Below are 21,766 nucleotides of genomic sequence, written 5' to 3'. Positions count from 1 at the left end.
GCGACCCGCTCACTGCTGTCCGATCAGATCGCAACACCCCCGGCGCCGATCACTGCCTCGGGTCTAGTAATCGCGCCCCGGCGTCACCCGCGACAGCAGGTCGTCCCCGGCCAGATAGCGCCGGATGTTCTCGGCCATCCACGGCGCCATCGTGCGGGTCAGCCCCGACGACGGGTTCGCGACGTGCGGAGTGATGATCACGTTGTCCATCGACCACAGCGGATCGTCGGCAGCGGGTGGTTCGGGATCGGTGACGTCGAGCGCGGCGCCCGCGATCTGCCCGTCGCGCAGTGCGCTCACCAGCGCCTCCTGATCGACCAGCGGTCCACGCGCGACGTTGACCACCCAGGCGTGCGACGGCAGCGCGGCCAACGTGCGGGCGTTGATCATGTGCCGGGTCTCGGCGGTGGCCGGTGCGGCGAGCACCACGTGGTCGGTCTGGGCCCACATCTCGTCGGTTCGCTCGGCGGGCAGCGTCAACGACGCCCCCTCGACGGGCCGCCCCGATCGGTTGACCGCGATGACCTGCGCACCGCATGCGCGCAGTCGCGGGATCAGCGATGCGGCGATACCGCCGGCGCCGACGATCGCCACGGTCGACCCGTGCAGCGATCGGACTGCGGTGTCGATCGGCTGCTTGTCCCAATGCCGCAACACGGCCGTGTTGATCTGGCGCAGCCCGGCCAGCAGGAGGCCCAACGCATGCTCGGCGACGTTCTCGGCGTAGAAGCCCGACGCGTTGGTCCAGATCCGCCGGTCGTCGATCAGGCCTGCCCCGACATACTCCTCGATTCCCGCGGTCTTCAGCGCCACCCATTCGACCTGATCAGGGACCTGCGGAAACTCGGCGACCACGCCGATCCAGACCAGGACGCGGGCCTCGTCGAGACCGACGACCCGGGCACCCGCGGCCTCGACGGCGGCGACCAGGTGCTCGTCGCGGTTCGGCTCGATCGCAACCGGCAGCGGACCCGCGGTCATCGGCGCGTCCCGGCGATCTCTCGTGCGGCGGTGGTCGCGAGCTCGTCGGCGATCTCGTTGTAGTGGTCGCCGGCGTGACCCTTGACCCATTTCCAGGTCACCTCGTGGCGCTTCTCCTCCTCGATCAGCCGCCGCCAGAGGTCGGCGTTCTTGACCGGCTTCTTGTCCGAGGTCTTCCAGCCGTTGCGCTGCCATCCGGCGACCCATTTCATGATGCCGTTGCGGACATAGCTCGAATCGGTGTAGAGCACGACCGTCGACGGTTTCGTCAGCGCGGCCAGTCCCTCGATCGCGCCGGTCAGTTCCATCTTGTTGTTGGTGGTGTCGGGGTCGGCACCCGAGATGCGCTTCTCGTGACGTCCGAACCGCAGTACCGCTCCCCAACCGCCCGGCCCCGGGTTACCCAGGCACGCACCATCGGTCGAGATCTCCACGACGTCGGTGGCGGTCGTCGAGCCGGGATCAGCGATGTCGGCGTCTGGGGCGATCTGAGGGTCATCGAAGGCAGCGTCGGTCACGCAAGGAAGGTTACTGCAACCCCCTCGGCGCCCATGCCGAGTACTTTCGACGCCTTACGACCCTCCGGAAATCGGTGCGACCGCACTACTGTAGGAGCTATGCAGACCTGGGATCCGGACCGTTACCTGCAATTCGCCGACGCCCGCGCCCGCCCGTACATCGACCTCATCGCACAGGTGCCGACGGCGCCCAACCTGATCGTCGACCTCGGCTGCGGCCCCGGCCACCTCACCCGACATCTTCGTGCGCTCTGGCCGGAGGCGACGGTCCTCGGGATCGATTCGTCGCCGACGATGATCGATCAGGCCATTCGCGACAACACCGACCCGCACGCCAACTACGACTTCGCCGATGTGACGACCTGGGCGCCCAACCAACCCGTCGACCTCATCGTCTCCAGCGCGATGTTCCAGTGGGTCCCCGAACAGTTCTCGGTCATCGACCGCTTGCTCGGCCATCTCAACGACGGCGGTGTGTTCGCCTTGCAGGTACCGGACAACCGCGACGCTCCGACACACCAGACGCTCATGGAGCTCTCCGACGACCCACGCTTCGCCGACGCACTCGCCGGTGTCCGCCACGTTCCCCGCTTCGACGCGAGGGACTATCTGTCGTTCTTCTCCGAACGCGGATTCACCACCAATGCCTGGTCCACCACGTATCTGCATGTGCTGCAAGGCCAGGACCCGGTCTACGACTGGATCTCCGGGACCGCGGCACGCCCGTTCTTCCTGGCACTCGAGAACGACGGCGATGCGCTCGAGGCCTTCACCGCCGAGCTCAAACAACGGCTGCGCGACGCCTACCCACCCGAGCCGTCGGGCGTGACGGTGTTGCCGTTCCGGCGGACGTTTGCCGTCGCCACGCCGTTCTGAGCGGTGGCGCCCTTCGTGACGCATCCTCGCACGCTCGGAGGCTCCTCAGGGACCGAAGGAAACGCCCCCCGATCACTGAGGAGCCTCGCGAGCAACAAGCGAAGCGTCCATCCCCCCGATCCCTGAGGAGCCTCGCGAGGAACGAGCGAAGCGTCCGCCCCCCGATCCCTGAGGAGCCTCGCGAGGAACGAGCGACGCGTCACGACCCCCGATCCCTGAGGAGCCTCGCGAGGAACGAGCGACGCGTCCACCCCCCCCCCGATCCCTGAGGAGCCTCGCGAGGAACGAGCGAAGCGTCCACCCCCCCGATCCCTGAGGAGCCTCGCGAGGAACGAGCGAAGCGTCCATCCCCCCCCCGATCCCTGAGGAGCCTCGCGAGGAACGAGCGAAGCGTCACGAAGGGTCCGCACACCCCGCACACCCGGCCACTCACCGGGTACCCGGCCGGACCCCCGTGTAGACGCCTTCCGGCCGGAATCGGAGTTGCCGCTCGCCGTACTCCTCGAGTGCATGCGCGGTCCAGCCCGCCATCCGGGCGATCGCGAAGATCGTTTCCGCAGCGTCGGGCCGCATCCGGTGGCGCAGCGCCAGGGCGGCGAGCGCGAAGTCTGAGTTGACGAAGGTCGAGCTCGGCACCTGCCGGCGGATCTCGTCGACGACGCCCACGACGCGGCGATCACCGCCGCCTGATGATCGCAGCAGCTCCAGGAGCACTTCTGCCCGCGGATCGTGCCGCTGGTACACCACGTGGCCGGTCCCCGGGATCGCATTTCCCAGATAGAGCTGCTCGGCGATGGCGGCGCGGGGATCGTCGAGTGCACCGGCGAGCAGGCGGTAGGCCAGAGTGGTGGCGCCACCGTGCACCGGACCGTCGAACGCACCCAGGCCGGCGACGAGCACCGCGTAGATGCTCCCACGGGCGCTCGCGGCCACCCGCGCGGCCACGGTCCCGGCCGCCAGATCGTGATCGGCGAGCGCGACCAGCGCGGCGTTGAGGAGAGCCACCTTGCGCGGCGTCGGCGGTTCGTCGGTCAGGCACGGCCACAGACGCTCGGCGATCGTCCCCGACCGAGCTCCGCCGCCACCCAGCGCATCGACACAGCCCGTGATGATCCGCGCAGCGGTCGCCGCGACCGCACCCGGCTCCCGCTGATGTCGACCCGGATCCCGGGCCCCGAGAGCATCCACGGTCAGACGGATCAGATCGAGTCCGCGCGCCGACCGGCCGGCGACACCTCGAATCGCCGCCTGCAGCGATGCCTCGATCGGCGCCGAATCCCACGACACGTCGTTGTCCCACAACAGGTTCGCCACATCTTCGAACGTGCGCCGACGGGCCAGCTCGCCGACGTCACGTCCGCGGTAGTACAGGCGGTCGTCCTGCAACAGCGTCAGCCGTGTGTGGATGCGCTCGACGACCCCGGCCGGGGCTCGTCTGGTCCGGTCGGAGACGAAGGACTCGACGTCGTCGACGGCGAACACGCTTCCGTCCACACCGTCGATCCGCACGCTCGTCATCCGCCCGCGACTCACGTAGGCGTACACGGTCGCGACCTTGACACCGAGCATCCGCGCGACCTGTTCGGTGGTCAGGTAATCGCGTCCGTCGTGATGGATCGGCTTCGGGAACCGCCGGGTGTGCACACGCTCCATACGTTGATGAAATCAACATTGACGCCGTTGATCAATACGACGCATCGTGGAGTCACCCCACACCGATCCGGTTGTGGCCGAGCAAGAGTGGAGATCGGAATGGAGCAGCTGATCGCGCCGGAGGGGCTGGCGAACGTGGTCGTCGCCGACACCGAGATCGGAGACGTCCGCGGCGACGAGGGTTTCTATCACTACCGCGAGTACTCGGCCATCGAGCTCGCCCGCACCCGTTCGTTCGAGGAGGTCTGGTACCTCTTCGTCCACGGGGAACTGCCCACATCCGCACAGCTCGCCGAATTCCGTGCCGCCACCGCACAACTGCGGGACCTCCCGGACGAGTTGGGTGGCGTTCTGCGAACCGTCGCACTCTTGGGCGACGAACGCGACACCCTGGCCGGGCTACGCACCGTCCTGTCGGCGGCCGGCCCGGCCGCCCATGCCGCGCCGCTGTGGGAGAGCACACCCGAGACCGTCCGGGCCGATTCGATGCGGGTGGCGGCGCTGACCCCGACGATCCTGTCCGCGCTGCACCGCATCCGGATCGGCGAGGAGCCGATCGCCCCCGACCCCGACCTGCCGGTGGCCGCGAACTGGCTCTACCAGCTGACCGGCCGCCGCCCGGAGACCGCGCATGTGCGCGCCGTCGAGCAGTACCTCATCGCGACCATCGATCACGGGTTCAATGCCTCCACCTTCACCGCACGTGTCATCGCCTCCACCGGCGCCGACGTCTACGCCGCGGTGTGCGGCGCCTTGGGCGCCTTCTCCGGCCCCCTGCACGGCGGTGCCCCGGACCGCGCCCTGGAGGCACTCGACGACATCGCCCGACACGGCGATGCGACCACCTGGGCCCGCGAACAGGTGGCCGCCCGCCGCCGGATCATGGGCTTCGGGCACGCCGTGTACCGGACGACCGACCCCCGCTCGGAGTTGCTGCGATCGATTGCCGTCGAGCTGGGCGGGCCGACGGTCGAGCGGGCGGTCGACGTCGAACGAGCGGTGGTGGAAGTACTCCGCGAAGCCCATCCCGACCAGCCGCGGTACGCCAACGTGGAGTTCTATGCCGGCGTCGTGATGGATGCCTGCGCGATCCCCCGGTCGATGTTCACCCCGACCTTCGCGGTGAGCCGCGTCGTCGGGTGGTGCGCCAACATCGCCGAACAGGCGCGGTCACGCAAGATCATCCGGCCGCGTGCCCGCTATGTCGGACCTGCCCCACACTGATGCCCGATCCTCGCGACCGATGGGCTCACCTGCGGTAGCGTGACCGACACGGCCCACCCGGGACCATCGCCACCCGACCGGGTCACGCCAGGATCTCGGTTCGCACCAGGACCTGTGATCGATGTGCCACTTCTGCAACACTGGCACCACAGTCACGGTCCGCACAGGGGGGAACACCCATGTCCAGACGGCGTGCGCTCATCACCGGAGCCGCCATCGTCGCACTCACGGTCGGCGGCGCGGTGGCCGTGGACTCTCCGGCACAGGCATCGATCTGCAGCGCGATCGGCTTCAACGGCGCCGATGTCGGCAGCACCGGCAGCTCCGGGTCGAGCGACATCGGCCTCGGCAGCGCCGACTTCGGCAGTTATCGGCCGAACGGCAAGAAACCGCAGATGCCCCTGGTCAAACTGCACGGCGCCAGCACCGCGATCCAATGGGTGACCGGCCCACGCAGCCCGAACAAAACCGACAAACGCTTCTCCATCACGTCCGCCGACGTCGGGGTGCCGTGGGACAACGGCTCCGGACAGGTACTGATGGCGTTCGGCGACACATGGGGCCCGTGTGCGGGTCAGATGGTGTGGCGCAACAACACCATGCTGCGCAGCAACGGCAATTCGAACCTCGACAAGGGCATGACCTTCCCGAACGCCATACCCGGCGCCATCCGGTCGGGCGCGTCGGTGACACCGCAGCATCCGACATTCGCGCAACCGATGCTCAACGCGGTAGGCGTCCGCAACATCGAGGTCGGCAAGATCCCGACCGGCGGGATCTCGATCAACGGCACCCAGTACATGAGCTACATGTCGATCCGCCGCTGGCTGTCGCCGGGCCGCTGGGCGACCGGCTACTCCGCGATCGCCGTCTCGCACGACAACGGTCAGACCTGGGCCACCGACAACAACACCATCCGAATGAATCTCGAGGTGACCGTGCCCGGGGTCAGCCAGGTCGCGCAGGGCCACGACCGGTTCCAGATGGGCGCCTTCCTGCGGTCGGGGGACTATGTCTACGAGTACGGCACACCCGCCGGCCGGTACGGGTCGGCGTACGTCTCGCGCGTGCGGCCGGGGGAGATCCTGAATCTGAACGCCTATCAGTACTACCGCGGCGGCGGCGCATGGTCCCCGCGGCCGGGCGACGCGGTGCCGGTCGTCGGTCAGCCGGTCAGCGAGATGTCGGTGGCGTACAACGACTACCTCAAGCGCTACATCATGCTGACCGAGAGTGGCGGCAACATCATGATGCGCACCTCCCCCTCCCCGGTCGGTCCGTGGAGCGGGCAGAAGGTGATCGTCCCGGTGGCCCAGACCCAGGGTCTGTACGCGCCGTACATCCATCCCCGCGCCACCGGCCGATCGCTCTACTTCGTGGCCTCTCGATGGGATGACTACAACGTCATGCTCATCCGCACCGATCTGTCGAAGGTGCGTTGACGCCGCGCCGATGATTTTGTCGCGGTGGGCGAGTCAACCAGGCTGAACAGCCCGGACCGCCAGGAGGACGCGACATGCCCATCGTCACCGCCGACATCACGATGTCCCTGGACGGTTACGGCGCCGGCCCCGATCAGTCGCTGGATGCGCCGCTCGGTGTCGGGTTCGAAGAAGGTGGCGGGCACCGGTGGATGTTCGACGCAGCGGAGGAGAACGCCGCCGAGATCGCCGCGATCACCGGCCACAGCGCGTACATCATGGGTCGCAACATGTTCGGTCCCGTCCGCGGCACCTGGCCCGACGACAGCTGGCAGGGCTGGTGGGGGCCGAACCCGCCGTATCACGTACCCGTCTTCGTGCTGACCCACCACGCCCGCGCCTCGGTCGAGATGGCCGGCGGGACATCGTTTCATTTCGTCACCGGCGGGATCGAGGAGGCATACGCCCACGCGGTCGAGGCCGCCGGGCCCGACGGCTCGATCGCCGTCGCGGGCGGCCCGTCGACGCTGCGTCAGTGCCTCGGCGCAGGGTTTGTCGACGAATTGCGTTTGCATATCGCGCCGTTCGTGTTGGGTCGCGGAGAGAAGGTGTTCGACGGACTCGACGATCTGCGGCTCGTCCCGCGATCGGCGCGGGCGACGTCGATGGTCACCCACCTGACCTACGACGTGGCCGGTCGGAGACCATCGGCGTAACGTCGGTCGAAGGGGTCGATCCACCACGACGAGCAGCAGAGCGACGAGCAGCAGAGTGACGAGCAGCAGAGTGACGAGCACCAGAGCTCAGTGAGGAGTGATCCGCATGAGTCGGCCTGTCCCACCTCCACCGCCACCACCCGAACCGGTTCCCGCGCCGGAACCGATTCCGGAGCCGACCCCGGAGCCACCCATCCCGGTTCCTGAGCCGGACCCGATCCCGAACCCGAATCCCGGTCCTCCCGAACCGGATCCGCCGCCACGCCCGGTGGTGATCTGAACGCACAGGCGGAAATCCGGCGACACAGGAGAGTAGATGGCGCTACGTGTGGTCTTGATCCGCGCGGTCAACGTCGGCGGCACAAAGCTCCCGATGGCCGACCTCCGTGAGATCGCCGCGGAACTCGGCGCCACCGACGTGTCGACCTACATCGCCTCCGGCAATCTCATCTGCGAACCACCCGGTGCGCCCGACGAATTCGACCGCGCCCTCGAGACGGCGATGACCGACCGGTTCGGCTGGTTTCGCGAGGTGATCAGCCGGTCGGTCGATGAGCTGGAGGCGGCGCTGGCCGCACATCCGTTCGAGGTCATCGATCCGAAATTCTCCTATGTGTACTGCCTGACGTCGAAACCCGCTGCCGCGAAGGCCACGGAGTTCGCCGAACGGGAGTTCGGTGACGACGAGTTCACGGTGATCGGCGAGGATCTGCACATCCGCTACGCCGGCGGCGCCGGGGTGTCGAAGCTGACCGCACCGGTGATCGCCAAGGGACTCGGGGTGCAGGGCACGGGGCGCAACCTCAAGACGGTACGCAAGCTGATCGAGCTCGCCTCCGATTGAGCAGAGCTCATCCCGACGGCTGATGCTCCTCCTCGGCGTGTTTGCGCAACATCCGCACCCGCAGGGCGTCATAGATCGGTGGTGACCGCAGCAGCGAGGCGATCACCACCGACATCGCCCCCGCCACCAGCATGGGGACGGTGACCGAGGTGACCGCGGTCATCTCGATGACGAGGACCAGACCGGTGAACGGCGCGCGCACGATGGAGGCGAACAGACAGGACATGCCGACCAGCGCGAACGCGATGGTCAGGTCCTCGTTCAGTCCCGGCACCACCACCTGGGTGATCCGGCCCGCCGCCAGCCCGATGAGCGCGCCGAGCGCGAGGATCGGCGCGAAGATACCGCCGGGTGTGCCCGCGGCGTACGACAACGGACCGGCGACGAAGCGCACCGCGACGTAGAGGATCACGACGGGCAAGGCGTAGTGCTGACCGGCCAGGATGAGGCTGGCGAGCACCTCACCGCCGCCGCCCATCACCGGATCGGCGATCAGCAGACCACCCACCACGGCGCCGATCACCGCGGCCTTCACCACCGCGGGCACACGACGGATCATGTCGAACCACTCGAGGCATTCCAGGATCAGCCGGTTGTAGATGACCCCCAGGAATCCGACCATGAGACCGAACACCACGAAGATCGGCAATGTCGTGATCGACGGCGCGGAGACGGACACGACGTGCCGGAAGTCCGGTTCGTCGCCCAGCACCAGTCGCGAGGCCCCCAGACCGATCGCCACCGCCACCATCGTGACGAGAGCCTCGCGGAGCCGGAACTTCTTGGTGATCTCCTCGAAGATGAAGAAGACAGCACTGATCGGCGCATTGAACGCCACCGCGAGACCGGTACCCGACAGCACCGTCTGCAACAACCGGATCTCGTCGAGAGGCAGCTTGGCGAGTCGGCCCGCCGCCGCCCCGATCGCCGCCGCCATGTGCACCGTCGGACCCTCGCGGCCCACGACCATGCCGGCCGCGCCGATCGTCAGCAGGCCGCCGACGAACCGTGCCGGCACCACCGACAACGGCGGCGGATCGGCCTCGCCGCGGTCGACGGCCTCCACATGCTGGATACCGCTGCCCGACGAAAGCGGCTGCCACCGCGCGATGCCGGCGGCCGCCGCCGCGGCCACGGCGGAGATGGCGACCGGTATCAACCACCCCCACGCGGGGTGTGTGTGCGCCCAGTCGACGACGTCCCCGCGCCAGCGATCGGTGCGTTCGAGGAGCCATCGGAATGCGCCGCCGACAAACCCGGCGACGGCACCGGCGCCGGCAGCCAACAGCAGGATGATCCACAGTGTCCGCCCGGTGAGCATGGCGTCGTCGACGCCGGCATCGCCGTGCGGTTCCTCGGGAACCTGATCGTCGGGAATCTGATCGTCGGGCATCTGATCGTCGGACGCGTGCCCGTCGGCGCCCTGCCCTTCGGCCCCCGTCATGCCGACCGCCCTGTCGTGGGCGTCATGAGCGCACGAGCGCGGTCGTCACCTTCTCCAGATCCGCGAGTTGGGTCTCCTCGGGCGCCTCCCACAGCTTCTTCGGCAGTTCCTCGAGCACCACCACAGCCGACTCCGCCGACGACAGGCGCGCCGTCTTCTCCTCGTCGTCGGGCATCTCGGACATCGCGATCAGTTTGTCGTCGAGATCGAACACCGCGTCGTCGAGGCGGTCTCGGGCGGCCACCAGGTCGGGGAAGTGGGGGATGGCCGGATTGGCGTGCACGTCGGCGATGGCGTAGCGAATTCGTTGATGCAGCAGGGCTTCCTTGCTCGTCGCCGTGGTCCATGACGCCGGCGCCCGTCCGGGCTTCCCCGGGACCAGGTCGGTGGAGCGCGCGAACTTCTTGACCCGTTTGTCCGAATCCCAGGCGAACCAGGCGGCACCGCCGAGGACGAAGAGCGCCACCACGACGGTGACGACGATGACCAATACCGCGATCATGTTCCGAACCTCGACTCTGCCGTCGTCAGCTCCACCATTCTTCGACCATAGCCGCGACCGGTTCCCGACGGGTCAACGGCCGGGTATCGGGCGGCTGCTCCACAGCAGGCACTCGCCGGTCAGCCTAGCTCGGGGACTGGAACTCCGGCTGATCGATGACCCGCACCCACGAACCGTCGTCCTGTCGCATGACGACTTGGGCGCGCGCACCGGCGCCATCCCGGGGCGGAGTCGATGTCAGGGCCATGTCATCGCCGAAATACAGTGTCGGTAACGGCTTTTCGGGAACAAAAGTGGGGCGGTGCACCAACACCGACGCCCACAGGTCACGGATGGCGGCACGGCCACGCGTCACCTCCCCGGGCGGGTAGGCCATCACCGCGTCCGGGTGATAGAGCGATGCGACGGCGTCGGCGTCGCCGGCATTGGAGAACTCGACAAAGAGCCTGGTGATGTCCTCGGGGACCGAGGCTGTTGGGACGGTGGGCCTGTCGGACATGGTCGCTCCTGGGGTTGTCGTCGGTCGGTGATTCCACCATCCCGCTTCGGATATCGAGAAGTCCAACTGATTCGACTGATCCGAAGTATCGTTGACAGTTATGGATCTACGTCAGCTCGAGTATTTCGTGGCGGTGGCCTCCGAGGCGAGTTTCACCGCGGCGGCCGCTCGTGTACACACGACGCAGCCGAACATCAGCGCGCAGATCCGTGGGCTGGAACGCGAGCTGGGTGCCGACCTCTTCGATCGGTCCGGACGTCGCGTCGGTCTGACCGATGCCGGCCGGGCCGCATTGGCCGCCGCGCACGACACGCTGAACGCGGCCGAATCGGTGCGGCACGCGGTCGCCGAGGTCAATCAGGTCCTGCGTGGGCACCTCTCGGTGGGGATGGTCGACGGCTGTACCGTGCGACCACTGTTCACCACCCTCGGCGCCTTCCGCGATCGTCACCGCGGAGTGGGACTCTCCCTGACCGAGGGTCCCTCCGACCGGCTCGTCGGAGCCGTGCTGCGGGGCTCGCTCGACGTCGCCCTGGTGGGCTACGCCGACGATCTGCCCGAGGGCATCGAGGAGCTGAACGTGGTCCGGGAGCGAGTCGTCGCGGTCCTCCCCCGCGACCACCCGCTAGCCTCGCGGACCACGGTCACGATGCGCGATCTCCGTCAGCACGAGCTGATCGGCCTCCCGCCGGGCGCGGGCATCCGAACGGCATTCGACCGGGCGGGCGGCGACGCCCGCATCATGCTGGAGGCGTCGTCGCCGGATGCGGTCATCGAACTCGTCGCGAGCGGCCTGGGAATCGGTGTGCTGAGCCAGTCGATGGTCGCCGATCGTGCCGATGTCGTCGTCGGTCGCCCGATCCGCGGCGTGGATCACCGGGCGTCACTCGGCCTGGTGTGGCGGGCCCCGGGCGGCCCTGCGGTCCGGGCGTTCCGCGGTCTCGCGGCCGAGAGTTTCGGGCTGCATCACGAGGGTGGGGCCACCGCGGCGTCCTGAGCATCATGCTCGGTCGGCTTGCCGGCCACCAGATCCTCGATGTCGAGTCCCCAATTGCCGTACCGGGAATCGAACGTGTCGGCGCGTTTCTCGGCCCGCGCGAGCTTGTCCGGCCGGTAGCGTCGGTGGGCCCATCGCGAGCGCGGACGGGCGAGCCGGATCGCCCCGACCCAGGCGACCGGTGGGATGAACGCGCCGATGGCCGCCGTCGAATATTTGCCCTTGGCAACGCATATCAGGACACAGGCGATGTGGATCGGCAGGTTCACCGACAACGCGATCGGCCCGATCCGGACAGTGTCCTCGTGTTCGACGGCCAGCGGGGTGATCCCCAGGACCGCCATGCCCAGACCCGCGATGGTCAGGCAGGCGACCTGCACCGACAGTTGACCCTCCCGCGACCAGTAGACGTCCTCGAGGTGCAGGATGAGAGCGAACTCGTCGAGCACCAGCGATGTTCCGATGCCGATTGCCACGGCACTGATCTCGGCGCCGGGCGACGATCCGTCGACGGCCACCGACCCGAACGCGCCCGCGACGGTCAGGACGATCCCCGGCACGGCATGGTGGATGTGGACACCGCCCCGGACGTTGTTGCGGAACGGTCCCCTGCCCGCGCGGATCAGCCGGGTGATGACACGCGTGACGATGAAGGTCGCGGCGAACGAGCAGAAGAGCAGGAACAGTGGCAGTCGACTGCCGGCGGTGACGTTGTGGATGTCGAGATGCACTGTGTGTCAAGCCCGGTCAGGTCAGGACGGCGCCCGGTCGGCAGTTCTTCGGGTCAGGACCGCGCCGGCGCCAGCCCGGTGCGGCGTTGTTCGATGATCAGGCACCGATCCTCGACGTAGAGCAGGCCGGCGTCCTCGGCGATCGCGCGCGCCTCCGGCGAACTGATACCCAGTTGCAGCCACAGAGCGGTGGCCCCGGCGGCGACCGCCTGCCGGGCCACCTCGGGTGTGTCCTCCGAAGGGCGGAACACGTCGACCAGCCCGACCTGTTCCGGGATGTCGGCCAGCGACCGGTACACCTTCTCGCCGACGATCTCGTCGGCGTGCGGATTGACCGGGATGATCCGCCAGCCGCGCTCGGCCATGTACGCCGGGACCTCGTTGGCGGCCTTGGCCGGGTTGGCACTCGCGCCGACGACCGTGATCGTGTCGTAGGTGCGCAGGATCTGTTCGACGACCTCGTCGGTGGTGCTCATGACTCGAGTCTAGGGAAGACGACGACCGGGCACCCGGCGTCGGACCCAACTCGGGGCCCGTGCACCCTCGAGGGGTGACGACGTGGGAACTGGTGGCCGTACTGCTCGCGGGGGTCGGCGCCGGGGCGATCAACGCAGTCGTCGGCAGCGGCACGCTGATCACCTTCCCGACGCTGGTCGCGTTCGGGGTGCCTCCGGTGAGCGCGACGATGTCGAACGCGATCGGGCTGGTCGCCGGCGGGGTCTCGGGAACGTGGGGATACCGGCGCGAGCTGGAGGGCCAGTGGCCGCGGCTGCGGTGGCAGATCCCGGCGTCGTTCGCGGGGGCACTCGTCGGGTGCTGGCTGCTCTTGCATCTCCCCGAGACCGTGTTCGAGTCGGTGGTGCCCGTGCTGCTGGTGCTGGCGCTGATCCTGGTGGTCGCGCAGCCTCGAATTCAGGGGTGGGTGGGGCATCGGTCGATCGGACCGGCACACCATCCGGCTCCGTTGAGCGCGCCGCGGATCGCGGCGATGGTGGCCGCGACGTTCGCGGTGGGCGTGTACGGCGGCTATTTCACTGCGGCTCAGGGAATCTTGCTGATGGGCGTGCTGGGGGTGATCGTCCCCGACCATCTCCAGCGGATGAACGCCGCAAAGAACCTACTGGCGCTGGTGGTGAACATCGTCGCCGCGATCACCTACACCACAGTCGCTTTCCATCGCATCGACTGGGCGGCGGCCGGCGTCATCGCCATCGGGTCCTTGCTGGGTGGGGTCATCGGCGCGCGGTACGGCCGACGGCTCTCGCCGACGGCCCTACGCATCACGATCGTCATCGTCGGCATGATCGGCCTGTGGCGGCTGCTGGCGTAGCCGATTCTCACTCGCCGGCCGGGTGATCGGCCGGCGGCGAATCCCGCCCCAGCAGCGACCACCAGTACTCCTCGGAGATCTCCTCGCCCGCACGGAGAACCTTCGCCAGTCCGATCGCCATGAAGATGCCGAGGACGCCGAGCCACAATCCGCTCAACGAGATCAGGGTCCACGCCACCACGACCGCCCCGGACCAGGGGTCCAGCACGAGCAGTGCCGGGGCGAAGAAGAATCCCGCGGCCACATACCAATACGAGCCCCAGCGATCGCAGCGCATGACGATGGTCAACCAGCGGGGACTCGAGGGGGTGGGGGCCGTAGCCGGAACTCGTACGGACCGTGATCGCGACATCTGGTGCCTCCTCTACCGACACCTCCATCGTCGTACCGAGGACATCGTGAATCCACTACCTGAGAGGTAGTGGAATCGATACGCCTACGCCCGGGCGAACCGCTCAGCGGTAGGGCTGCCGCGCTGTCTCCGGATCGCCGTAGGTGATGGCGCGTTCGCGTCGGGAGTCCGTGAGCAATGTCGCGCCCCAGTTCACCACGGTGCCCAGGCGATTCCGGATGCCGGCGAGGAACGCGATGTGGATGACACCCCAGGCGAGCCAGCCGGGGTAGCCGTAGAGGTGGAGCTTGCCCGCCTCCACCACGGCGTGACGCCGGGCGATGTAGGCCGCGCTGCCGAGATCGTGGTAGCGGAACGGCGCCCGTTCGGTGCCGCCGTCGGCGAGGTGCGCGATGACCGCTCCGACGTGTCGGCCACCCTGCATCGCGACCTCCGCGACGCCGGGCAGGTTGTCGCGCGAACTCATGTCGCCGACGACCCAGACGTCCGGATGGCCCGGGACGGACAGATCGGCATCGACCGGAATCCGCCCGCCATGACCCTGCTCGATGCCGAGCGCACGTGCCAGCGCCCCCGCGAACGGCACCGCCTCGACACCGGCGGTCCACAGCGTCGTCCGCACCGGATAGCGGATGACCTCGTGCGGTTCGGCCTTGCCGGTGGTCTCGACCTCTTCCGCGGTCACGTCGGTCACATGGACCCCGAGGTGGGTCTCGACGCCGAGTTCGTCGAGGATCTTCTGCGCCCGCCGCGACAGGCCGGGACTGAACGAGGGCAGCACCCGATCACCGCCGTGCAGCAACAGGACCCGCGCTTCGGCGGGATCGATGGTGCGGAACTCGTGTTCCAACGCCAGCGTCGCCAACTCCCGGATCTGCCCGGCCAGTTCCACCCCGGTGGGCCCTCCGCCGGAGATCGCGAAGGTCAGCCACGGCCGCCGCTGATCCGCGTCGGGCAGGGTCTCGGCGACCTCGAAGGCCCCGATGATCCTGCGCCGGATGGCCAGCGCATCATCGAGGGTCTTCATACCGGGCGCGAACTGCGCGAACTCGTCATTGCCGTGATAGGCGGTACGCATGCCGGTGGCGACGACGAGGTGATCGTAGGCGATCGACATCGAGGTCCCGTCGGGCCGACAGACCCTCAGCGTGTGCGCGACCGGATCGACATCCTCGGCCTCCCCCAGAACGATCTTGACGTTGCGTTGCCGTCGCAGCACGTGCCGGATCGGACTGGAGATCGCCCCCTCGGACAACAGTCCGGTGGCGCATTGGTAGAGCAGCGGCTGGAAGAGATGGCTGGTACCCCGGTCGACCATGGTCACCTGCACCGGAGCGTGCTTGAGGCGTCGCGCCGCATGCATGCCGCCGAAGCCGGCACCGACGATGACGACATGAGGCCGACCGGACGCGCTGTGGGTTGCCACGCCTGCCGATTGTTCCAGACCCGGCGGGCTCCGGCCCCACGATCAGGCCGAGCGTGTCACCGCATAGGCGGCACCTGCCGTCGCCGCGGTCACCGCGAACACCGACGGCCAGGCCCCGATCTTCTTAGCGAGCGGATGCGACAGGCCGAACGCCCCGAGGTAGGTGGTGAGGAGTCCGGCCGCTGCGGCGGGTCCCTGCCGCGCCCATTCGCGTGTGCACCATGCGCCCGCGGCGGCGAGAACGACGCCGCCGAGTTCTCGACGACCCGAGAAGCGCGCGGCGGCGTACCCGCCGACCAGGCCGACGGACGAAACCGGAACCGTGGGATTGATCTGCATGGTGTCGAGACTAGGACCGGAAGCTGAGGTCACCATGAGCCGGGAACAGGCAGTTGCCGCGGACCACCCGCACCGCGGCGGTCGTGGCGCAGAATATTGGTCATGACCGAGGTACACGATCCCGACCCGCTCAGCGCCCGGGACATACCCGACGACCGCAAACGCCTCGCCGTGATGTACCTCAAGGAGCGCGTCTACGCGACCTTCACCGGACTGGCGATTGTGCTCGTCCTCTACAACAGCGGCGGCCACCACAGTGCGGCGTACGCCTTCGAGATCCTGCTGCTCGGAGTTCTCGCGGTCATTCTGGCCGGGTTCGCCTCCGACGGCATCGCACATCTGGCCGTACACCGGCACTTCCCCCACGGCAGGGAGCTTCGCGATCTGGCCCGAATCTCTGCGCACGCCCTCGGAACCCTGGTGTTCCCGTTGGGTCTGATCGTCGTGGCCTGGGTCGGGGTCCTGAAACTCGACACCGCGCTCCTGATCGCCGGGTGGATCTACATCGCCACGCTCGGACTGATCGCCTGGCTCGCAGTCCGCAGGGCCGAGATCAGTTGGCTGCAGAAGATCGCAGCGCTGGTGACCCTCGTGGTGATCGGGCTCGTGGTGCTGTCGATTCAGGTTCTCGCCCATAGCCACTGACGCGGGCCGTTCCGATCAGACCGCGGCGCGCTCCCGGGCTCGGTCCTTCGCGCCGGAGAATCTCAGATTCTCGTCCGCGACGTCACCGCGGAGCAGGCGACGATCCGCGTAATAGCTCATCGACATCACCCACGGCGCCTTCGGTCCCTGCTTCGGCAGTGTGTCCAGGGCCCGTTGAACGTATCCGGCACCGAAGTCGAGCAGCGGGCGCGTGGGCATGTCCGGATCGGCGACGGCGACCACGGTGTCGTCGCCGAGTTCGTCCATGTGGCGCAACAGCTTGCAGAAGTACTCGCACAGCAGCCCGATCTTCAGCGTCCACGAGGCGTTGGTGTAGCCGATCGCGAGCGAGAAGTTGGGCACCCCGGACAGCATCATCCCGCGGTAGACGACCGTCTCCGGCAGCGACACCGCGCGGCCGTCGACGCTGAGGTCGATGCCGCCGACCACCTTGATGTTCAGACCGGTTGCGGTGACGATGATGTCAGCCTCGAGTTCCTCGCCGCTCTCGAGCAGGATGCCGTTCTCGGTGAAGGACGTGATCCGGTCGGTGACGATCGAGGCCTTGCCCTTGCGGATCGTGCGGAACAGGTCCGAGTCGGGCACCACGCACAGCCGCTGATCCCACGGGTTGTACGGCGGATTGAAATGCTTGTCGACCGGATATCCCTCGGGAAGTTGAGATACGTTGATACGACGGATCATTCGACGCGCCGCCTTCGGGAACCGCTGGCAGAACTCGAACAGCAGGCGCTGCTGCGCGATGTTCTTCTGCCGGGTCAGCGCGTAGCCCCGCTCGTCACCCAGCCACCGCCGGAGCGCGTTGGCGATCGCGTCTTCACGCGGCAGCGGAATGATGTAGGTGGGGGTGCGCTGCAGCATCGTCACGTGTTCGGCGTCGTCGGCCAGCGCGGGTAGCAGCGTCACCGCGGTGGCGCCACTACCGATCACCACCACACGCTTTCCCTGGCAGTCGAAGTCATCGGGCCAGTGCTGCGGATGGATGATCTGCCCACCGAAACGCTCGGTGCCGGCGAACTCCGGGGTGAAGCCTTCGTCGTAGTCGTAGTACCCCGATCCGCAGAAGATCCAGCCGGCGCTGATCTGGACGCGTTCGCCGGTATCGGTCCGATCGATCTCGACGAGCCACCGCGCATCGTCCGACGACCACGCCGCCGACACCACCTTGTGGTGATACCGGATGTGCTCGGCGAGTCCGTTCTCGTCGATGGTCTCGTGCAGATAGTTCAGGATCCGGGGCGCGTCGGCGATGGCTTCCTTGTCGCGCCACGGTTTGAAGGCGTAGCCGAAGGTCTGCAGATCGGAGTCCGACCGGATGCCGGGATACCGGAAGAGATCCCATGTTCCGCCCGAGACGGAACGGCCCTCGACGATCGTGAACGATCGGGCGGGGTGCTCGGTGGTCAGGTAGCGCGCGGCGCCGATTCCCGAGATGCCGGCGCCGACGATCAACACGTCAACGGTGTCAGTGGTGGTCGAAGTGGTCACCCAAACGCTCCTGTGATCGACGGCATTCGTGAGGTGCTTCCAGCATGAAGAATCGCCAGCGCCGAATCCAGGGGCAAAATGCCTCGCCAGCCGTGTAGCTGTGGTGCAGAATGTGCACATGGCGGATTGGCCGACACCTTCGGTTCGGATTCGGGAGCTTCTGCGTCGCGGCGCCGAGATCGCCCTGAATCCCCCGGAGGAATGGATCGACGAGATGCACGAGGCCGCGCTGGGCGGCGTGCGGATGTCCGTGGTCGCCGACGATCCGGTACTCGCCGAAGGCACCCGCCGCACCAACATCGCCAACCTGCTGCACTGGGCGGCCGCCAACGTCCGGGAACCCGGGCAGCGGGTACCGGTGAATCTGTCCGGCGAGATCCTTGACACCGCACGCGATCTGGTGCGTCGAGGACTGGGTGAGTCCTCGCTGGACTCCTATCGCACGGCGCAGAGCGTGGCGTGGCGCCGCTGGATGGACATCTGCTTCCGACTCACCGACGACCCGGCCGAACTCCGGGAACTCCTGGATATCTCGTCGTTGTCGATCTCGACCTTCATCGACGACACCGTCTCGGCGATGTCCGAACGGATGGAGGCCGAGCGCGCCGACCTGACCCGTGGCACCCACGCGGAACGTCGTGCCACCGTTGCCCTGTTGTTGGAGGGCGCACCCATCCCCATCGCCCGGGCGGAGGCCCAGCTCGGCTACCGGCTCCACGGGTCCCACGCGGCCGCGGTGATCTGGACCGACACCGGCGCCGCGACCGCGCGAGAACTCGAGGCCGTCGTCGATGTGCTGAGCAAGGCCACCGGGAGCCGGGACCGACTCGTCGTGGTGGCCAGTGCGGCGGCATTGTGGGTCTGGCTGCCGACGACCGCGGTGCCGACGATGACACAGCTCACCGATCACCCCCACGTCCACGTCGCCTTCGGCCGTCCGGGCCACGATCTGGATGGATTCCGCCGCAGCCACTTCCAGGCGCTCGCCACCCAGCGCCTGATGGCGCAACTGATCTCACCGCAGCAGATCGCGCGACACGAGGACATCCGGCTCGTCGCGCTGCTCACGGCCGACCCGGCCGCGAGCGAGGAGTTCGTCGACGACACGCTCGGCGCCCTGGGTACCGCGGACCCGGACACGATCGACACCGTGCGCACCTGGATCGCCGAACAATGCAACACGTCACGGACAGCAGAGCGCCTCTACACCCACCGCAACACGGTCATCCGACGACTCGCCCGCGCCGACGAGCTGCTGCCACGTCCCGTCGCCGAGAACCTCGTCGACGTCGCGGCCGCGTTGGAAATCCTGCGGTGGCGCGCCCCCGACACCGCCCGCTGACCGGGTCGCCGACGGAACCCGAAAAGCCGCCGACAGAACCCGGATTCACGCCGACAGAACCCGAAATGTTCTCGACAGCATCCTCACGGGGCTGCACCGAACTCACTGCGCTGCACCGAGCCGGGCATCCGGTGCGAACTCCGCGGGGACCCGACCGGTCGTCACCGACGTCGCGAGCGCCTCCCCCAGCACCGGCGCATGCTTGAAGAGGTTGTGGCCCGCGAGCGCGAAGATCCTCTCCGACTGCCAGATCCCGACGCCGTCGTCTCCCCACGGCAGGCTGGTCACCCAGCAGTGCACGATCTCCCGCGGGGTCGGGTCCAGGCCGGGCAGCGCTGTCGCGACGTAGTCCGCCGCCGCATCGGCGAACGAGGCGAGCCGCGGTCCGTCGTCGACGGCGCCGTCGTCGTGGGCGTCGACGCTCTCGGACAGACCGAGTCCGTAGCCCGACCGATCGGGGTAGGCCGCCGCGTACACGCCCGTAGCACCGAACGCACCGCTCCCGTCCTGCAGGGTGGGCAGCCGGTCGACGCGATGGCGCAACGCGAACGAGACGCGCACATGCGCACCGAGTCGGACCGGCACCGCGAGGCCGGCGCCCCGCGCGAGTGCGTTGCTGCCACGGCCGGCGCAGATGATCGCCGCACCGTGGCGACCGAGCGTCGTCGGCGAGCGGACCGCGACGCCGTCTCCGTCGGGAGACAGCGTGATCACCTGCTCGCCGACGATGCGGTCGGCGAAGCGCGCCGACAACGCGTCGATCGCGGCGCGCGTGTGGATCGAACCGCCGCCCGGATCGAACACCGCGGGACCGTCGTAGTCCGCGATCACCGGCAGCAGATCTCGCACGGTGGTCGGGCCCACCTCCTCGACGGCCACGCCTGCTTCCCGGAGCAGTGGGAGCCGACGCCGCGCGGCGTCGCCCAACGCGATCGCCCCGTCGTCGGAGACCAACGACGTCCCGAACTCCTCAGTCCACCGGTTCCACTGGTCGCGCGCGCGGACCGCCAGCCGTATCAGCCGCGGATCGTCATGGGCGTGACGAAAGATTCGCGACTGTCCGGCAGACTGACCGAACCCGGGAACGCCCTGCTCGTAGACGGTGACCGAAAGGCCCTGTTCGGCTGCGTGATACGCAGCGGACAGCCCGACGATCCCGGCCCCGATGACCGCGACGTCGGACCGGGTGACATCGGTGGTGGGCGACATCTGGCCCACGCTACGCCCGCATCGCCGTCGCGTCCGCGATCTGCTGGACAGTTCGCCCGACGCGGGTACCGTCGGACACAGACTTCTCGAGCAGAGGGGGGTTGATCGTTGTCCGAGCGCTGAAAGGACTCGACATGCCCGACGAACTCAACGGAATCACCGTCGCCTTCCTGGTCGCACCCGAGGGTGCTGAACAGGTGGAGCTCACCGAGCCATGGAAGACCATCGAGGCGACCGGCGGTACAGCCACACTGGTCTCGACCGAGAGCGGCACCGTGCAGGCCTTCAACCATCTCGACCGAGCCGATACGTTCCCGGTCGACGTCACGACCGAGAACGCACGTGTCGACGACTTCGATGCACTCGTCCTGCCGGGCGGCGTCGCGAACCCCGATTTTCTTCGCGCCGACGACGGTGCCGTCGCCTTCGTGAAAGCCTTCGTCGACGCCGGCAAACCGGTGGCCGCGATCTGCCATGCGCCGTGGACGCTGATCGAGGCCGGAGTGGTCGACGGCCGGACACTCACGTCCTATCCGAGCCTGCAGACCGACATCCGCAACGCCGGCGCCACCTGGGTGGACGAGGAGGTCGTGGTGGACTCCTCGGGTCCGAGCACGCTGATCACCAGCAGAAACCCGCATGATCTGCCGGCGTTCAACGCGAGCCTGGTCGTCGAGTTCGGCAAGGCGCGGGTCTGACGGTGGCCCGCCGGGCGGTTCAGGCGTCCTGGGCGTCGAGCCGCTCGGCGACCTCGGCCGGGAACCCGCCGGTGGCGATCGGGCCCCACCGGGTGGGTGTGATCCGGATCAGCGACTTGCCCTGCAGTCGCATCGCCGCGCGGTACTCGTCCCAGTCCGGGTGCTCGCCGGAGATGCTGCGGAAGTAGTCGACGAGAGCCTCCTCGGCGTCGGGCATGTCCAGCACCTCGGCGTCGCCGTCGACCTGCACCCACGCGCCGTTCCACTCGTCGGACAGGATGCAGACACTGGCCACCGGGGTGTTGCGGACATTCGCGGCCTTGGCTCGATCCGGGTAGCTGGAGATCACGATCCGGCCCGCGTCATCGACTCCACCGGACACCGGCGACAACTGCGGACTCCCGTTGGAACGCACCGTACTCAGGATCATGTGATGCCGTGGGCGGATGAAGTCGAGGAGTTCGGATCGTCCCACCGCATCGGCTTTCGCAACTGTTCTGGCCATGGTGC

The 21,766-nt window shown here is 68.1% G+C and carries 24 protein-coding genes; 10 read left to right on the top strand and 14 right to left on the bottom strand.

Going from position 1 to position 21,766, the window contains the following annotated elements; all coding sequences use genetic code 11:
• Window positions 1-63 precede the first annotated feature (63 nt).
• Window positions 64-981, bottom strand: a complete 918-nt coding sequence (locus ACVT6V_RS06545) for a D-isomer specific 2-hydroxyacid dehydrogenase family protein (RefSeq protein ID WP_489898990.1) — start codon at window positions 979-981, stop codon at window positions 64-66.
• A complete protein-coding gene (gene rnhA, locus ACVT6V_RS06540) occupies window positions 978-1,469 on the bottom strand; it encodes a ribonuclease HI (RefSeq protein ID WP_489900727.1) in 492 nt (163 codons plus the stop codon). The genes ACVT6V_RS06545 and rnhA overlap by 4 nt, the downstream gene beginning before the upstream one ends.
• A 129-nt stretch (window positions 1,470-1,598) precedes the next feature.
• Between rnhA and ACVT6V_RS06535 the strand changes: the two genes are divergently transcribed.
• On the top strand, window positions 1,599-2,375 hold the full coding sequence (locus ACVT6V_RS06535) for a methyltransferase domain-containing protein (RefSeq protein WP_489898989.1): 777 nt from the start codon (window positions 1,599-1,601) through the stop codon (window positions 2,373-2,375).
• Window positions 2,376-2,804: 429 nt separating this feature from the next.
• Here ACVT6V_RS06535 and ACVT6V_RS06530 read toward each other — a convergent pair whose 3' ends face one another.
• Window positions 2,805-4,028: a citrate synthase gene (locus ACVT6V_RS06530; RefSeq protein WP_489898988.1), complete on the bottom strand. Its 1,224-nt coding sequence runs from the start codon at window positions 4,026-4,028 to the stop codon at window positions 2,805-2,807.
• A gap of 99 nt (window positions 4,029-4,127) precedes the next feature.
• Between ACVT6V_RS06530 and ACVT6V_RS06525 the strand changes: the two genes are divergently transcribed.
• From ACVT6V_RS06525 to ACVT6V_RS06510, 4 genes are all read left to right on the top strand, one after another.
• Entirely contained in the window at window positions 4,128-5,252 is a 1,125-nt protein-coding gene (locus ACVT6V_RS06525) for a citrate/2-methylcitrate synthase (protein WP_489898987.1), read from the top strand.
• 179 nt (window positions 5,253-5,431) lie between these two features.
• Entirely contained in the window at window positions 5,432-6,694 is a 1,263-nt protein-coding gene (locus ACVT6V_RS06520; protein ID WP_489898986.1) for a glycoside hydrolase family 183 protein, read from the top strand.
• 74 nt (window positions 6,695-6,768) lie between these two features.
• Entirely contained in the window at window positions 6,769-7,389 is a 621-nt protein-coding gene (locus tag ACVT6V_RS06515) for a dihydrofolate reductase family protein (RefSeq protein WP_489898985.1), read from the top strand.
• Between the two features lie 316 nt (window positions 7,390-7,705).
• On the top strand, window positions 7,706-8,233 hold the full coding sequence (locus ACVT6V_RS06510; protein ID WP_489898984.1) for a DUF1697 domain-containing protein: 528 nt from the start codon (window positions 7,706-7,708) through the stop codon (window positions 8,231-8,233).
• 7 nt (window positions 8,234-8,240) lie between these two features.
• Here ACVT6V_RS06510 and ACVT6V_RS06505 read toward each other — a convergent pair whose 3' ends face one another.
• The 3 genes from ACVT6V_RS06505 to ACVT6V_RS06495 all read right to left on the bottom strand — a co-directional run bounded on the left by ACVT6V_RS06505 (window position 8,241) and on the right by ACVT6V_RS06495 (window position 10,678).
• Entirely contained in the window at window positions 8,241-9,554 is a 1,314-nt protein-coding gene (locus ACVT6V_RS06505) for a ClC family H(+)/Cl(-) exchange transporter (protein ID WP_489900726.1), read from the bottom strand.
• Window positions 9,555-9,699: 145 nt separating this feature from the next.
• Entirely contained in the window at window positions 9,700-10,179 is a 480-nt protein-coding gene (locus ACVT6V_RS06500) for a hypothetical protein (protein WP_489898983.1), read from the bottom strand.
• A 124-nt stretch (window positions 10,180-10,303) separates the two neighbouring features.
• Window positions 10,304-10,678 carry a YybH family protein gene (locus ACVT6V_RS06495; RefSeq protein ID WP_489898982.1) on the bottom strand — a complete coding sequence of 125 codons (375 nt, stop codon included), beginning with the start codon at window positions 10,676-10,678 and terminating at the stop codon, window positions 10,304-10,306.
• Between the two features lie 100 nt (window positions 10,679-10,778).
• Between ACVT6V_RS06495 and ACVT6V_RS06490 the strand changes: the two genes are divergently transcribed.
• Window positions 10,779-11,675: a LysR family transcriptional regulator gene (locus tag ACVT6V_RS06490; protein ID WP_489898981.1), complete on the top strand. Its 897-nt coding sequence runs from the start codon at window positions 10,779-10,781 to the stop codon at window positions 11,673-11,675.
• Here the strand turns inward: ACVT6V_RS06490 and ACVT6V_RS06485 are convergent.
• Entirely contained in the window at window positions 11,645-12,406 is a 762-nt protein-coding gene (locus ACVT6V_RS06485; RefSeq protein ID WP_489898980.1) for a hypothetical protein, read from the bottom strand. The genes ACVT6V_RS06490 and ACVT6V_RS06485 overlap by 31 nt on opposite strands.
• A 53-nt stretch (window positions 12,407-12,459) precedes the next feature.
• Window positions 12,460-12,882 (bottom strand): CoA-binding protein, encoded by a 423-nt coding sequence (locus ACVT6V_RS06480; RefSeq protein ID WP_489898979.1) that lies wholly within the window; start codon window positions 12,880-12,882, stop codon window positions 12,460-12,462.
• 74 nt (window positions 12,883-12,956) lie between these two features.
• Here ACVT6V_RS06480 and ACVT6V_RS06475 point away from each other — a divergent pair, with 74 nt between their 5' ends.
• Window positions 12,957-13,736 (top strand): sulfite exporter TauE/SafE family protein, encoded by a 780-nt coding sequence (locus ACVT6V_RS06475; protein ID WP_489898978.1) that lies wholly within the window; start codon window positions 12,957-12,959, stop codon window positions 13,734-13,736.
• A 7-nt stretch (window positions 13,737-13,743) separates the two neighbouring features.
• Here ACVT6V_RS06475 and ACVT6V_RS06470 read toward each other — a convergent pair whose 3' ends face one another.
• The 3 genes from ACVT6V_RS06470 to ACVT6V_RS06460 all read right to left on the bottom strand — a co-directional run bounded on the left by ACVT6V_RS06470 (window position 13,744) and on the right by ACVT6V_RS06460 (window position 15,853).
• On the bottom strand, window positions 13,744-14,088 hold the full coding sequence (locus tag ACVT6V_RS06470) for a hypothetical protein (RefSeq protein WP_489898977.1): 345 nt from the start codon (window positions 14,086-14,088) through the stop codon (window positions 13,744-13,746).
• Between the two features lie 103 nt (window positions 14,089-14,191).
• Window positions 14,192-15,514, bottom strand: coding sequence for an NAD(P)/FAD-dependent oxidoreductase (locus tag ACVT6V_RS06465; RefSeq protein WP_489898976.1), 1,323 nt, complete (start codon window positions 15,512-15,514; stop codon window positions 14,192-14,194).
• A gap of 42 nt (window positions 15,515-15,556) precedes the next feature.
• On the bottom strand, window positions 15,557-15,853 hold the full coding sequence (locus tag ACVT6V_RS06460) for a hypothetical protein (RefSeq protein WP_489898975.1): 297 nt from the start codon (window positions 15,851-15,853) through the stop codon (window positions 15,557-15,559).
• A gap of 102 nt (window positions 15,854-15,955) precedes the next feature.
• Between ACVT6V_RS06460 and ACVT6V_RS06455 the strand changes: the two genes are divergently transcribed.
• The gene (locus ACVT6V_RS06455) at window positions 15,956-16,498 is read left to right on the top strand and encodes a hypothetical protein (protein WP_489898974.1); all 543 of its coding nucleotides are present in this window, start codon (window positions 15,956-15,958) and stop codon (window positions 16,496-16,498) included.
• Window positions 16,499-16,513: 15 nt separating this feature from the next.
• Here ACVT6V_RS06455 and ACVT6V_RS06450 read toward each other — a convergent pair whose 3' ends face one another.
• Window positions 16,514-18,007: a flavin-containing monooxygenase gene (locus ACVT6V_RS06450; RefSeq protein ID WP_489898973.1), complete on the bottom strand. Its 1,494-nt coding sequence runs from the start codon at window positions 18,005-18,007 to the stop codon at window positions 16,514-16,516.
• Between the two features lie 118 nt (window positions 18,008-18,125).
• Here ACVT6V_RS06450 and ACVT6V_RS06445 point away from each other — a divergent pair, with 118 nt between their 5' ends.
• The gene (locus tag ACVT6V_RS06445; RefSeq protein ID WP_489898972.1) at window positions 18,126-19,349 is read left to right on the top strand and encodes a PucR family transcriptional regulator; all 1,224 of its coding nucleotides are present in this window, start codon (window positions 18,126-18,128) and stop codon (window positions 19,347-19,349) included.
• A gap of 102 nt (window positions 19,350-19,451) precedes the next feature.
• Here ACVT6V_RS06445 and ACVT6V_RS06440 read toward each other — a convergent pair whose 3' ends face one another.
• Window positions 19,452-20,558, bottom strand: coding sequence for an NAD(P)/FAD-dependent oxidoreductase (locus tag ACVT6V_RS06440; RefSeq protein ID WP_489898971.1), 1,107 nt, complete (start codon window positions 20,556-20,558; stop codon window positions 19,452-19,454).
• 134 nt (window positions 20,559-20,692) lie between these two features.
• Here ACVT6V_RS06440 and ACVT6V_RS06435 point away from each other — a divergent pair, with 134 nt between their 5' ends.
• Window positions 20,693-21,256, top strand: a complete 564-nt coding sequence (locus ACVT6V_RS06435; RefSeq protein ID WP_489898970.1) for a type 1 glutamine amidotransferase domain-containing protein — start codon at window positions 20,693-20,695, stop codon at window positions 21,254-21,256.
• Between the two features lie 19 nt (window positions 21,257-21,275).
• Here ACVT6V_RS06435 and ACVT6V_RS06430 read toward each other — a convergent pair whose 3' ends face one another.
• Window positions 21,276-21,761 (bottom strand): PPOX class F420-dependent oxidoreductase, encoded by a 486-nt coding sequence (locus ACVT6V_RS06430; protein WP_489898969.1) that lies wholly within the window; start codon window positions 21,759-21,761, stop codon window positions 21,276-21,278.
• Window positions 21,762-21,766: the final 5 nt, after the last annotated feature.

The sequence above is a fragment of the Gordonia sp. LMA167 genome, assembly GCF_058130025.1.
This window is presented reverse-complemented; position numbering and strand designations above follow the sequence as displayed.